At 62.7% G+C, this 13,108-nt stretch carries 12 protein-coding genes; 5 read left to right on the forward strand and 7 right to left on the reverse strand.

Translation table 11 applies throughout. From position 1 onward, the window contains the following. Positions 1-64: 64 nt before the first annotated feature. The 4 genes from J2858_RS14915 to J2858_RS14930 form a co-directional block, all read right to left on the reverse strand. Positions 65-973, reverse strand: coding sequence for a heme-dependent oxidative N-demethylase family protein (locus J2858_RS14915; RefSeq protein WP_210105589.1), 909 nt, complete (start codon positions 971-973; stop codon positions 65-67). A gap of 27 nt (positions 974-1,000) precedes the next feature. Continuing rightward, positions 1,001-1,660, reverse strand: coding sequence for an aminotransferase class IV family protein (locus J2858_RS14920; protein WP_210105590.1), 660 nt, complete (start codon positions 1,658-1,660; stop codon positions 1,001-1,003). Next, positions 1,609-2,784 (reverse strand): aminodeoxychorismate synthase component I, encoded by a 1,176-nt coding sequence (locus tag J2858_RS14925; RefSeq protein ID WP_210105591.1) that lies wholly within the window; start codon positions 2,782-2,784, stop codon positions 1,609-1,611. The genes J2858_RS14920 and J2858_RS14925 overlap by 52 nt, the downstream gene beginning before the upstream one ends. A 119-nt stretch (positions 2,785-2,903) precedes the next feature. Next, positions 2,904-4,757 (reverse strand): M3 family oligoendopeptidase, encoded by a 1,854-nt coding sequence (locus J2858_RS14930; protein WP_210105668.1) that lies wholly within the window; start codon positions 4,755-4,757, stop codon positions 2,904-2,906. 206 nt (positions 4,758-4,963) lie between these two features. Between J2858_RS14930 and J2858_RS14935 the strand changes: the two genes are divergently transcribed. Together J2858_RS14935 and J2858_RS14940 are read left to right on the forward strand one after the other, a co-directional pair. Further along, the gene (locus tag J2858_RS14935; RefSeq protein WP_210105592.1) at positions 4,964-6,496 is read left to right on the forward strand and encodes a sigma-54-dependent transcriptional regulator; all 1,533 of its coding nucleotides are present in this window, start codon (positions 4,964-4,966) and stop codon (positions 6,494-6,496) included. A 349-nt stretch (positions 6,497-6,845) separates the two neighbouring features. Beyond that, positions 6,846-8,660: a DUF882 domain-containing protein gene (locus tag J2858_RS14940; RefSeq protein ID WP_210105593.1), complete on the forward strand. Its 1,815-nt coding sequence runs from the start codon at positions 6,846-6,848 to the stop codon at positions 8,658-8,660. Positions 8,661-8,760: 100 nt separating this feature from the next. Here J2858_RS14940 and J2858_RS14945 read toward each other — a convergent pair whose 3' ends face one another. The 3 genes from J2858_RS14945 to J2858_RS14955 form a co-directional block, all read right to left on the reverse strand. Continuing rightward, positions 8,761-9,033, reverse strand: a complete 273-nt coding sequence (locus J2858_RS14945) for a DUF2312 domain-containing protein (protein ID WP_210105594.1) — start codon at positions 9,031-9,033, stop codon at positions 8,761-8,763. Positions 9,034-9,126: 93 nt separating this feature from the next. After that, positions 9,127-9,432, reverse strand: a complete 306-nt coding sequence (locus J2858_RS14950; protein WP_210105595.1) for a DUF1244 domain-containing protein — start codon at positions 9,430-9,432, stop codon at positions 9,127-9,129. Between the two features lie 24 nt (positions 9,433-9,456). Next, positions 9,457-10,248: an N-formylglutamate amidohydrolase gene (locus J2858_RS14955; RefSeq protein ID WP_210105669.1), complete on the reverse strand. Its 792-nt coding sequence runs from the start codon at positions 10,246-10,248 to the stop codon at positions 9,457-9,459. 227 nt (positions 10,249-10,475) lie between these two features. On the opposite strand from J2858_RS14955, the gene J2858_RS14960 reads away from it, so the two are divergent. The 3 genes from J2858_RS14960 (at position 10,476) to J2858_RS14970 (ending at position 13,038) form a co-directional block, all read left to right on the forward strand. Next, positions 10,476-10,907 (forward strand): DUF1036 domain-containing protein, encoded by a 432-nt coding sequence (locus J2858_RS14960; RefSeq protein ID WP_377296893.1) that lies wholly within the window; start codon positions 10,476-10,478, stop codon positions 10,905-10,907. Then, complete coding sequence (gene pyk / locus J2858_RS14965; protein ID WP_210105596.1) at positions 10,907-12,346, forward strand: pyruvate kinase; 1,440 nt, start codon at positions 10,907-10,909, stop codon at positions 12,344-12,346. The genes J2858_RS14960 and pyk overlap by 1 nt, the downstream gene beginning before the upstream one ends. Positions 12,347-12,477: 131 nt before the next feature. Next, positions 12,478-13,038 carry a pyridoxamine 5'-phosphate oxidase family protein gene (locus J2858_RS14970; protein WP_210105597.1) on the forward strand — a complete coding sequence of 187 codons (561 nt, stop codon included), beginning with the start codon at positions 12,478-12,480 and terminating at the stop codon, positions 13,036-13,038. The last annotated feature ends 70 nt before the right edge of the window (positions 13,039-13,108 follow it).

The raw sequence follows: 13,108 nt of genomic DNA on the forward strand, positions 1-13,108 counted from the left end.
TGCGCTGTGGCGGCGGTCTAGATCATAAAACGCTTTCACAATAAAGAGGGCCAACGCAACAAGCCTATGGCAGGAAGGCCGAATAATCGCCGTCTTCCGCTGCTTTTCGCAAAAGCGCGATCATACCGGCGCGCTTGTGCAACAGGCCCTTGTAGGCGGCCTGCGCTTCACTCATGGCGTCCAGCTGATCGGCCAGCGAGGCCATGAGGCGCGCGGCATCCGGCTCGCGGGCGAGCTGCGCCAGCGGATCGAGATAGATGCGGATGGTGAAGACGATGTCGCCGGAGACCGGGAGCTTGCGCAGGGTCTGGCGCTCCACCCTCAGGAAATGGGCGGCAGGCGGCCTGTCCGGCATCACGCGCTGGCTCTTGGATTTCGGCAGGAAGAGGTCATCGGTGGCATTCACCGACCAGTTCATCCGGCTGACCAGCCGATCATCCGGCAGCCGGTCGAACATGCGGTTGATCAGTTCGGCATTGCGGCTGCCGCCCTCGAAATCAGGGACTTCGGCATGAACCTCATCCATCACCCGCCCGAATTTCTCCTCCAGCGACCAGGAGGAGGGGAAGGCGACGAAGGCGGCTGCAATGCGCCAGCCCTTGTCGCCGCGCCGCATGACGACGAGATCGTCGGCGACCATCAGGCCTGCGCGGACAAGGGCCGGCTCCGCCTCATCCGCCAGAGGCACGTCTGGCGCACCCTTGATCTGCATCGTGTCGCCGGTGCGGCGATAAAGCTCGGGGTAGCGCGCCGGCAGATAATCTGCGAGCAGCGTCAAAAGTTCCTGCTGCGCCTCATCCGTCTCCAGCTCGGCACGAAAGATCGCGTTGCGATGCACGCCCAGCAGCTGCGCCTTTTCGGCAAGCACCGCCGGCAGCCTGTCATCCGGCTCGATCCAGTCGTCTGCCGCAAGCTGCGACAGCCCGATGGTGAAGGGTTGCGACGAGCCGTCATAGGGAGTGTAGGGCAACATCGTGCTGCGTCCTTCCGATCGGGCTTGCTAACCCGCCACCAGTTCCGCTGCCATTAGCCCCCGCAGCGAATTGCCGACAAAGATGCGGCGGCCCTTGAGATCGGCCGGCATGATCGTTTCGGAACGGGCCTTCCTCTCGCGGATGAGGTCGGCACGCAGGATGCCCGGCAGAAGACCGCAGCTGAGCGGTGGTGTCAGCAGCTGTCCGTCTTCGGCTTCCACGAAAAGATTGGTGATAGTGCCCTCGCAGACCTCGCCGCGCTCGTTGAGCAGCAGAACCTCGTCGGCCTCGTCGCTTGAAAATTCCGCCCGTGCCGCCTCATAGGGTTCGCGCCGGGTCGTCTTGTGGCGGTAGAGCGTATCGTCGGACGAGAGCCGCTGGCGGGCGATGCGCAGGTGCCAGACCTTGCCGGTCGGCTCGGCGACAAAGGGTGTCGTGGTGATCTCGATCTTGCCGCGATAGGTCATGGTGAGGCGCACGCGCAAGGGTTCATCGCCGCCGACAGCCTCTGCAAGCTGTGCCGATGCATCCTGCGGCTGGCGAAAGCCAAGCGCATCGGCCGAGCGTGCAAGCCGGCGCAGATGCGGATCGAGGCGCAGAAAACCCGCACCCGGTTCCCAGCGCAGGGTTTCGATCAGCAGGAAATCGGCTGATGGCTTACTGCGAAGCGCGCTTTTAGCAGACATTCTTCATATTCCGTCTCGGCCTTCGAATCGTAGACAATTCCGCCGCCGACATTGAAGACGGCATTGCCGTCGTTGAAAAGGGTCAGCGTGCGGATGGCCACTGAAAAACGCATCGGCCCCTTGGGATCGCACCAGCCGATTGCCCCGCAATAAATGTCGCGCGGGCCATCTTCCAGTCCGGCGAGAATCTGCATCGCCCACATCTTTGGCGCACCGGTGATCGAGCCGCAGGGAAAGAGGGCGGCGAGGATGTCCGGCAGGCCGATGTCCGGCAGGAGTTTTGCCCGGACATGGCTTACCATCTGGTGGACGGTCGGATAGGTCTCGATGTCGAACAGCTTTGGCACGGTCAGCGTTCCGACCTCTGCAATCACCGAAACATCGTTGCGCAGGAGATCGACGATCATGCGGTTTTCGGCCTGCGTCTTTTCGTCCGCAAGCATGGCAGCGATGATGGCCGCATCTTCTTCCTGCGTTTTGCCGCGCGCGGCCGTGCCCTTCATCGGATGCGTTTCGATAAAGCCGTCTTCATTCACCTTGAAGAACAGTTCGGGCGAGCGCGAGAGAATGATCGGACCGCCGAGATCGATCAGGGCACCGTAGCGCACCGGTTGGCGAGCCACGAGCGACCAGAAGGCCCGGGCCGGATCGCCGTTCCAGCGCACCGTGATCGGCATGGTCAGATTGGCCTGGTAGCAGTCGCCGCGGCGGATATGGGCGTGCAGCGCATCGAAACGCTGACGGTAGGCGGCGATATCCCAGGCGGCATGCGGATCCGTCAGGAACGGCCTTTCTGCCTCGTCGTCGCTGACCACGCTTGCCGGCGGGCGCGACAACGGATGGTCTTGAGGGGCCGGGGCCCTGAAAATGCCCATGCAAATCAGCGGGGTGTCCCGGTTCGCCACGATCAGCGGCGCAAGCTTTTCCTCAAAGATGTGGCCCGCTTCATAGGAGAGGTATCCCGCAAGCCAGCGCCCGTCCCGCCGAGCCGCTTCCAGACGCGCCAAGGCCGGCAGGATCTCCTCGGCGGGGTGAGCCGTGACGATCTCCAGCGGCTGATCGAAGACAAGGCTCGTCGCCGCCCGGTCGTCGCGGAAAAGGGCAAAGGGGGGTGTGGCGCTCATTCTTGTCCGTGGCAGGCTCCGTTCCGGCTGCTGCCTTCTACTCTGCGCTCTACCGGGAGAACAGAGGTTTCGTCATCCGCCCCCGCAGACGAAGAGGGGGCGGATGTGGACGATCGCCGTCAGCCGTTGGCGCCTGCCTGCAACTGCCGGTCAAGCGCCTCCAACTCGTCGATCAGGCCCTCGATCATCGACAGGCCCTTCGACCAGAAGGTCGGGTCGGTGGCGTCGAGGCCGAAGGGGGCCAGAAGTTCGGAGTGATGCTTGGTGCCGCCGGCCTTCAGGAGGTCGAAGTATTTCTCTTGGAAGCCATCCTCGGCGTTCTGGTAAACGGCATAGAGCGAGTTCACCAGGCAATCGCCGAAGGCATAGGCATAGACGTAGAAGGGGGAGTGGATGAAATGGGGGATATAGGTCCACCAGGTCTCATAGCCTTCCGAGATGCGGATGGCCGGCCCGAGGCTTTCTTCCTGGACTGACAGCCACAGTTCTCCGATTTGCCCGGAGGTCAGCTCACCCTCCTTGCGCGCCGTGTGCAGCTTGCGCTCGAAATCGTAAAACGCGATCTGGCGCACGACCGTATTGATCATGTCCTCGACCTTCTGGGCAAGCATCGCCTTGCGTTCGCGCGGGTCGGTGGTCGTCTTCAGGAGCGCGCGAAACGTCAGCATTTCGCCGAAGACGGAGGCCGTTTCGGCAAGCGTCAGCGGGGTCTGGCACATCAGCGCGCCCTGGCCGCCGGCCAGAACCTGATGCACGCCATGGCCGAGCTCGTGGGCAAGCGTCATGACGTCCCGCGGCTTGCCGAGATAGTTGACGAGCACATACGGGTGGGCGGACGGCACGACCGGATGGGCAAAGGCGCCCGGTGCCTTGCCGGGGCGGGCCGGGGCGTCAATCCACTGCTCATCGAAGAAGCGGCGGGCGATGCCGGCCATGTCGGGCGAGAAATTCCCATAGGCGGACAGCACCATGTCCTTGGCCGCGTCCCAGGAGATTAGCGCCTTCGGCGTTTCCGGCAGCGGCGCGTTGCGATCCCAGAAGTTCATCCGCTCCATGCCGAGCCACCGGGCCTTCATGGCATAATAGCGATGCGACAGGCGCGGATAGGCATCCTTGACGGCGGCTGCCAGCGCATCCACCACCTCGCGCTCGACGCGGTTCGACAGGTGGCGCGAATCGGCAATGTCTTCAAAGCCGCGCCAGCGGTCGGAAATATCCTTGTCCTTGGCCAGCGTATTGGTGATGAGCGTGAAGACGCGCAGGTTTTCCCCAAATGTTTTGGACAGCGCGGCCGCCGCCTTGGCGCGGCTGTCCGCCTCCGGCTCCTGCAAAAGATTGAGCGTGCGCTCCAGCGGCAGCATCTCGCCGTCGATCTCGAACCGAAGCTCGGCCATCGTCTCGTCGAACAGGCGGTTGAAGGCGGCAGCGCTCGTCATCGACTTTTCGAGAAACAGCTGCTCCAGCCGATCGTCCAGCTGGAAGGGCTTGTCCTTGCGCAGGTCGAGAAGCCAGGGCGCGTAGTGGCGGGCCTGCGGATCGTCGGCGAGGCTCTGTTCCAGACGCGTATCATCGATTCGGTTCAGTTCCAGCGGGAAGAACAGGAGATGGGCGGAAAGATCCGTCAGTTTCGACTGGATGTCGCCGAAGAATTTGCCATTGGCCGGATTGGACGTATCGGAAAAATAGGTGAGGCCGGCAAACGAGCCGATCTTGCCCACCAGATCGTCAATCGCCTCGTATTCGGCGATTGCAGCACCCAAACCGTCCGCGCCAGTCTTGGCAGCAGCATCGGTAAGTTTGCCTTTCCACTTTATTTCGAAGGCAAGGGCCATTGCATCCGCGCGCGAAACATCGTTAACAAATACTGCGCTATCGCGGGACGGATAGAGATCTTCCAGCCGCCAGGTGGGCAGGTTACCTAGAGCGGCGTCGTCCGCACTGGAGGAAACGGCGTCTGCTGCTGCGAAACGCAGGGATCGGAGGAGGTTTTCATGGTGGGTGAAAGTGGTGGATGTCACGTTCTGGCTCCCTGTTCTCTCTCGTCTGTTCTGATGTCGGTTGTTTTCACGGGCGGCAGGTAAAATGCAAGCATTTCTCAAAACGGGATGTTTAAGCCCGCGTGACACAACCTTGCATACAGGGTCCCGCTGTGGGACAAGGACATGATTTTGGAGCGAGCATGACGGCCCATATTCTTGTTGTCGACGATGATCCGGTTCAGCGGCGCCTCTTGAAGAACGCCGTGGAGCGGTATGGCCATGCGGCGCACCTGGCCGAGAACGGCCGGATCGCCCTTGAGTTCCTCAAGCGAAACCCCAATCAGTTCAACGTCATCGTGCTGGACCTGATGATGCCGGAACTGGACGGGCTGGGCTTCCTCCAGGCCATCGGCGAAATGGGCATCGATATTCCGGTGATCGTGCAGACGGGGCAGGGCGGCATCGAGACGGTGGTGCAGGCCATGCGGGCCGGCGCCTTCGATTTCGTGGTGAAGCCGGTATCGCCGGAACGCATTGCCGCCTCCATCTCCAATGCGCTGAAGCTCGACCATCGCGAGGCGAAGGTGCGCGCCGTGCGCGGCACCAAGAGCCCCAATGTCAGCTTCGGCGATATCGTTTCGGCAAGCCCCGACATGCTGCGGGTGATCGATCTGGCGCAGCGCGCCTCCCATTCCAATATCCCTGTCGTGCTCGAGGGCGAATCGGGCGTCGGCAAGGAAATGATCGCCCGCGCCATCCAGGCCGGCGGCGAGCGCGCCTCCAAACCGTTCATTACCGTCAATTGCGGTGCTATTCCCTCCAACCTGGTCGAAAGCATCCTGTTCGGACACGAGAAGGGCGCCTTTACCGGGGCGACAGAACGTCACACTGGCAAGTTCATGGAAGCCGATGGCGGCACGCTGTTCCTCGATGAGATCGGCGACTTGCCGCTCGACGTGCAGGTCAAGCTTCTGCGCGCAGTGCAGCAGGGCGAGATCGAGACCGTCGGCGCCGCCAAGGTGCAGAAGGTGGATGTGCGGCTGATTTCGGCCACTAACAAGGATCTGATCGAAGAGGTTCGTGCCGGCCGGTTCCGCGAGGACCTCTACTATCGCCTCAACGTCTTCCCCATCACCATTCCGGCACTGCGCCGGCGCAAGGAAGACATTCCGCATCTGGCCCGCGTGTTCACGCAGCGCTTTTCCGAAGAGCAGAAGCTGGAGCAGGGCCTGCAGGTCGGGGCCGGCGCCATGGCGCTGCTGACCGCCTATGACTGGCCCGGCAATATCCGCCAGCTGGAAAACGCCGTCTTCCGCGCCGTCGTGCTGGCGGAAGGATCGGAACTGACGGAAAAGGATTTTCCGCAGATCGCCGCCCAGGTTCCCGACTTCCAGAGCCCGGAACTGCGCGCAACGGCCGTTGCGGCCGAAACGACAACCGAAAACGACCCGGCCGAAGCGGCCATGTCGGAGGCCTTGCGCCTTGCCCGCGCCGAAACGGCGCTGACGCAGATGTTCGGGGGACCCGAGAACATCATCGTCAGCACCGATGACGCCGGCGAAGTGCGCAAGCTTGCCGATGTGGAAGAGGAGTTGATCCGCTTTGCGCTGAAATTCTACCGCGGCCAGATGAGCCAGGTGGCGCGCAAGCTCGGCATCGGACGCTCGACGCTCTACCGCAAGCTCAAGGATTACGGGATCGACCCCGACGACCCTTTGAAGGAGGCGGCGTAAACCCCACGTCGCCTCAACCGGACGATCTATGAGAAGACGGGACAGAGCGCGGCGCCCCCGCGCTCTGTCATCCTGTGACCCTTTCCCTCTGGCCTTCATCCTTTGGCAAACGGGGTCTGTTAATTTTCGGGCAAGTATGTTTTGTTACACCTCGTCAACCTTTCGGTAGTCATTTATTGACTAAGAAAGTAGCGCTTGTGCATGTGTGGCACATTTGCCATCGTGTAAACGCAATTCACGGTCATGTGAGGCAGCACCGGATGTTGTCAATCAGACGGGGAACGACTTGCCGTATCAGTATGCAGAATCGACGCCTACGGGTGACAACGGACGGCGCCCTCTGGTGCGCATGATCCGGTCTTTCGTGAAGCGCGCCGCCGCCGTGTTCATGTCGCTGGCACTGACCGCGTCTGTCATGACCGTTCCGGCGGCCCCGGCCGCGGCGGCCGGCGAAACGCGCTCCCTGAAGCTCTACTTCGTCCACACGGGCGAACGGGCCGAAATCACCTTCAAGCGCAATGGCCGGTATGATCCCAAGGGTCTGCAGGAGATCAACCGTTTCCTGCGCGACTGGCGCCGCAATGAGCCGACGCGCATGGATCCGCGCCTGTTCGATCTCGTTTGGGAGGTCTATCGCCGGTCCGGTGCCACCGATTACATTCACGTCGTCTCCGCCTATCGCTCGCCGGCCACCAACGGCATGCTGCGCTCGCGCACCAAGGGTGTCGCCAAGAGCAGCCAGCACATGCTGGGCAAGGCCATGGACTTTTTCATTCCCGGCGTGAAGCTTGCGACGCTGCGTGGCATTGCCATGCAGATGCAGGTCGGCGGCGTCGGCTATTATCCGACCTCCGGCTCGCCCTTCGTGCATCTGGATGTCGGCGGCGTGCGCGCCTGGCCGCGCATGTCGCGCCAGGAACTGGTGCAGCTGTTCCCCAAGGGCAATACCATGCACGTGCCGGCCGATGGCAAGCCGCTGCCGGGTTATGAGCAGGCGGTTGCCGATTACAAGCGCCGCGTTTCGTCCGATTCCATCCAGCTCGCAAGCACGGCGGGCGGTTCCTTCTCCGCCACGCGCGCCAAGCGGCAGAATACGCTTGCCGCCATGCTGTTTGGCGGTGGTGCGGACGAGGAGGAAGATTCCGAATCGATTGCAGCACCCGTCGTCGCGCGGCAGCGCAATGTTCCGCCGGTGCCGGTTGCTGCCGAGCCCGACGAAGAGGCACCCGTTGCCGTGGCCTCCGCTGCCCCCTCCGTGCCGGCTGTTGGCGCGCCGGTTCCTGTTGCGCGGCCTGACCTGCAGCCTTCGCCGGGAGGCCTTGCGACGGCGCTTTACCAGCCGCCGCGCAACGCAGCCCAGGATGCCCTCCAGGCCGCCCTTCCGGCAACACCTGTCATGCCGATGGCGCGGCCCGAGCCCCCGGGTGAGAGCTTTGTCGACCTTGCCCGCATGAATATTCCGGTGCCGACGCTGCTTGGTCCGCGCGGCCTGAAGGGCGATGCGCAGACGGCCGGCCCGATGACCGCCTCAGCAAGCCCTGCGCAAGACGATCCGATGCTGCTGGCGGCCATTCCGGTGCCGGCCCATCGGCCGGATATTGGGCGACCGGCCGCAGCCGAGACTGTCAGCCTGCCCGCGGCCGCACCGCCCGCCGTGGCGTCCGCTTCCGAGCAGCGTGAACTGACGCCGGAACTGGTGGCAAGCCTTGCGGCCAGCGCCGATTACGCCCCGACACCGGCGCTGCGGCCTGAAAGGCCGGCGGCTGCCGAAAACCTGCCGGCTGCAGAAAAGCCGATGCAGGTGGCGTCCGCCTCGCCGAAACCCGCCGATAGCGGTGCCATGGTGTTCAACGATGGCTTCGATACGCCAAAGCCATCCGCCCAGAGCGCGCCTGCGAAAGTGGTGAAGGGTGGCGCGGTGACCAAGCTTGGCGGCAATCCGGCAACCCCGGGTCCAAAGGTGCTGACAGGTCATATGCTGGCGCAATGGGCAAGCTCGACCAACCGCAAGGAGGCCGTGGCCTCGATCAAGGCGCCACGCCTCATCACCCGCGCGCTCAACAGCGAATATTCCGCCGCCTATAGCGGTGGCTTCCGGCCGGTCTCGGCAACCGTTGCGGTCGATCCCAACCGGTTCAGCGGCGCAAACCAGGTGAAGCCGTAACCGGCTCACCGCTCTTCCCGGATCAAAAAAAAGGCTCGCCTGTCAGAATGAACAGGCGGGCCATTTTAATTCGGCTTTGTGAAACCGGCTTCGTGAACCGTCAGGCGGCTTCTTCTTCCGGCGCAAGAACCATGCCGAGGGCTGCCAGGTAGGTGTCGAGGATCATGTCCTCTTCCATCCGCTCCTGCTCGTCCTTCTTGCGCAGCGCAATGACCTTTTTCAGGATCTTGGTGTCAAAGCCCATGGACTTGGCCTCGCCATAGACGTCCTTGATGTCGTCGGCGATGGTCTTCTTTTCTTCTTCCAACCGTTCGATGCGCTCGACAAAGGCGCGGAGTTGGTCGCGGGCGACGCCGTGGGCAGCATCAGACATCGGGGCCTCCTGTGTTTAAAGGGCAATTTGCGTGAGTGGTGTCACCTGCCGTGAAGTGCGGGCAAGGTCAAGGCGTTTCACCGCTGCACTGGCTTATTTGTGCGGTGTGTTGAGGGCGAATGCCGCTTTTTGTGTGGCACTGGCTTCGCCCTGATGCAGGTTTTTCCAGTCTTCGTAGGGCATGCCATAGACCATTTCGCGGGAGGCATCCTTGCTGACGGGCAGGCCTTTTTCTTCGGCCGCCTCCCGGTACCAGTTGGACAGGCAGTTGCGGCAGAAGCCGGCGAGGTTCATCAGGTCGATGTTCTGCACGTCGGTGCGCTCACGCAGATGTGCGACAAGCCGGCGAAAGGCCGCCGCTTCCAGTTCCGTGCGCTGTTGTGGCGTAAGCTCGCTCATAAAAACTCTCCTGATGCGATCTGCTCACGCATAGGGCCCTGTGCGCGAGGCAAAGATCTGTCTTTCGTGAAGACGCGGATCGGCGTTCAGTTCCGCAAAGATCGGGGCAAGCCGGTCGGCCCAGGCCAGAATGCCGTCCTCGTCGCCGATCAGGTCCTGGCGCACTTCCAGAAGCGCATGCGCCAGACCCTTGGCCATGCAGTGACGATACATCGTATCGCCCTTCAGCGCACCATCATAAGGTTCGTTGTCGCCCACGAGAATATCGCCTGGCCGGCGCAGGAGATCAAGGAGCGGCAGAACCGCCCGATGGTCCGTGTCCCACAGCACGGCCGCATGCCACGGACGCGGCACGCCTTTCCAGGCCGGCGTATAGGAATGGAGAGAGAGCACCAGCGGTGCCTTGCCACTCGCCGTCGCCACCGCCTGCAATTCTTCGTCCACGGCCCGATGATACGGCCGATGATAGGTATCGAGCCGGTGCTGCCATTCCTCAGCCGTGATCGGATGATTGCCGGGAATGATGGCGCCGTCGGAGATCTTCATGATCAGCGTCGGGTCATCCTCGCCGCGGTTCGGATCGATCAGCAGGCGCGAAAAACACGACAGGACGGCCGGAACGCCGAGGCGCTCCGCCAGCGCGCGCGTCAGCCCCTCGATGCCGATGTCATAGGCGATGTGTCGCTTGAAGGCTTCGGCATCAAGGCCGAGCGTGCCATAGGACGGCGGAAGCCGGTTCATCGCGTGGTCGCCCAGAAGCACCATGCCGCTGTCACGATTGCCGTGTATCACTTCATGCGAACTGAAACTGTGCATCGCCATCCGCTTGCCTGAATTGAGGTGTCTCTCACCCATGCTGTTCGCATGCCCAAGGGGTGACGCGCAAGCGCGTGTCCGATGAAGTCAACCGGTAACCACTCTATTATAATCGATTAGATTTCATTGACTTTCCCATGGCGGCAGGCGAAGACAGTGCAATGATCTCACATGGAGTCCCAGCGGAAGCCGTGCCGAAAAGCCTATTGTCCCATATCTCGCTGAGATTGCTGCCCTCGCTTGCGTTTGCTGCGGTCAGTGTTCCCGTTCTCATGATCGCCGATGCCGCCCATGCTGATTTTCGCGTGTGCAACGGCACCCAGAACCTTGTCGGAGTGGCCATCGGCTACCGGGCCGGCGAGGGCTGGATTTCGGAGGGCTGGTGGCAGGTTCCCGCTTCCAGCTGCGCCACGCTGATCGAGGGCGAACTGCAGTCTCGCTACTACTATCTCTATGCGGAGGATGCCGCGCGCGGCGGCCGCTGGACCGGCGACGTCAACATGTGCGTGGCCGAAAACGAGTTCAAGATCACCGGTGTCGGCGACTGCTTTGCCCGCGGTTTCCAGCGCATGGGTTTCAAGGAATATGACACCGGTCGCCAGGGAAGCTGGATGGTCCAGCTGTCTGATACGCCCGGAACGCAAGAAGGCCAGAATTGATGAAGCGCAACCGCAAAGTAAAGATCCTCGCGACCCTCGGACCGGCCTCTTCCGACGAGGCGATGATCGAGAAGTTGCATCAGGCCGGCGCCGATCTGTTCCGCATCAACATGAGCCATGCCAGCCATGATCTGATGCGCACATTGATCTCCCGCATCCGGTCCGTCGAAGCCCGCTGCGGGCGCCCGATCGGCATTCTTGCCGATTTGCAGGGACCGAAGCTGCGCGTCGGCAAGTTTGCCGATACGAAGGTGACGCTGGTTGCCGGCCAGACCTTCACGCTCGACAACAATGAGGCGCCGGGCGATACCACCCGCGTCTACCTGCCGCATCCGGAAATCCTGGAATCGGTGAAGCCGGGCGACCGCCTGCTGATCGATGACGGCAAGCTTCACCTGCGCGCCGAACAGTGCGACGGCAAGAGCATCGTCACGACGGTCGTCTCCGGCACCTCGATTTCCGACCGCAAGGGTGTGAGCCTTCCCGATACGCTGCTGGCCGTGGGCGTGCTGACCGACAAGGACCGGCTGGACCTTGATGCGGTGCTCGCCACCAACGAGGTCGATTGGGTCGCGCTCTCCTTCGTGCAGCGTCCGGAGGATCTCGCCGAAGTGCGCAAGATCTCGCGCGGCCGCGTCGGCCTGATGTCGAAGATCGAAAAGCCGCAGGCCATCGAGCGCATCGAGGAAATCATCGAGCTCTCCGATGCGCTGATGGTGGCGCGCGGCGATCTTGGCGTCGAAATGCCGCTCGAAGCGGTTCCGGGCCTGCAGAAGCAGCTGACCCGCGCCTGTCGTCGTGCCGGCAAGCCGGTGGTGGTCGCCACCCAGATGCTGGAATCGATGATCACCGCTGCCGTTCCGACGCGCGCCGAAGTGTCCGACGTTGCAACCGCCGTTTTCGAAGGCGCCGATGCGATCATGCTGTCGGCCGAATCGGCATCCGGCCAGTATCCGGTGGAAGCCGTCTCGACCATGGCCTCGATTGCGAGCACGGTCGAAAAGGATCCGTATTACTCCAACATCATCTACGCGCAGCGTCCTCAGCCGGAAGCAACCGGTGCCGATGCGATTTCGCTCGCTGCCCGCCAGATCGCCGAAACGTTGAAACTGTCGGCTATCGTTACCTATACCTCGTCCGGTACGACGGGCCTTCGCGCCTCGCGCGAGCGCCCGCAAGTGCCGATCATCGCGCTCTCGCCCATCGTCCAGACGGCGCGTCGCCTGTCGGTCTGCTGGGGCCTGCACTGCGTGGTATCCGAAGAGCCGGCGGACATGGACGACATGGTCAACAAGGCCTGCCGCATCGTCGCCTCCGAAGGCTTTGGCAAGGCCGGCGACCGCATCATCATTTCGGCCGGCGTGCCGCTTGGTACGCCCGGCGCCACCAACATGCTGCGCATCGCCTATATCGGCCCCGACGGCCAGTCGGGCGTCTGACGCAAGGATCGAAAGAAGGGGGCGCCGTTTTCGCCCCCTTTTTTATTGTCTGTTGTCGCGGCCTCGGCTTGCCCTCGACGTTTCGGAGGCTTCCGGCCGCGATCCTTCCCGGAAAAACTCTCGGCGCAGCCATGGCAAAACAATTCCCTCAGTTGAATGATCATCATGTCCGGTTCATCGCCGGGCAGCATCTGTTTTTCACCGCATCGGCAGCGCCCGTTGGCCATGTGAATGTGTCGCCGCGCAGCACCGACATGTTCCGGGTCCTGTCGGACACCGCCGTGATGTATCTCGACAGGACCGGCAGCAGCAACGAGACCGCGGCGCACCTGAAGGCGGACGGCCGGCTGACGATCATGTTCTGTGCCGTGGATGGCCCGCCGCTGATCATGCGCCTTTACGGAAAAGGCCGGGTCATTCACCGGGAGGATCCGGAGTTTGCCGCACGGCTCGCGCAGCATTTTAACGACCAGGCACCGCTCGGCGCCCGCCAGATGGTCCACCTCGATATCGACATGGTCCAGACATCCTGCGGTTATGGGGTGCCGCTCTTCGACTACCGGGAGGAGCGTCCGCAGATGGATGCCTGGGCCCGCTCCAAGGGTCCGGACGGCATCGAGCAGTATTGGCGGGAAAAGAACCAAGTCAGCCTCGACGGGCTGCCGACCGGATTGTTTGGCGAAGACGAGTAAGGTCCAGGCCACGCGGCGCCCTTAAGGCGATCCGTGTCGTCGTGGGCCGTGTGAACTTGCGAGCCGGCAA

The organism is Neorhizobium galegae, from assembly GCF_017877135.1.
Lineage (GTDB): Bacteria > Pseudomonadota > Alphaproteobacteria > Rhizobiales > Rhizobiaceae > Neorhizobium > Neorhizobium galegae_A.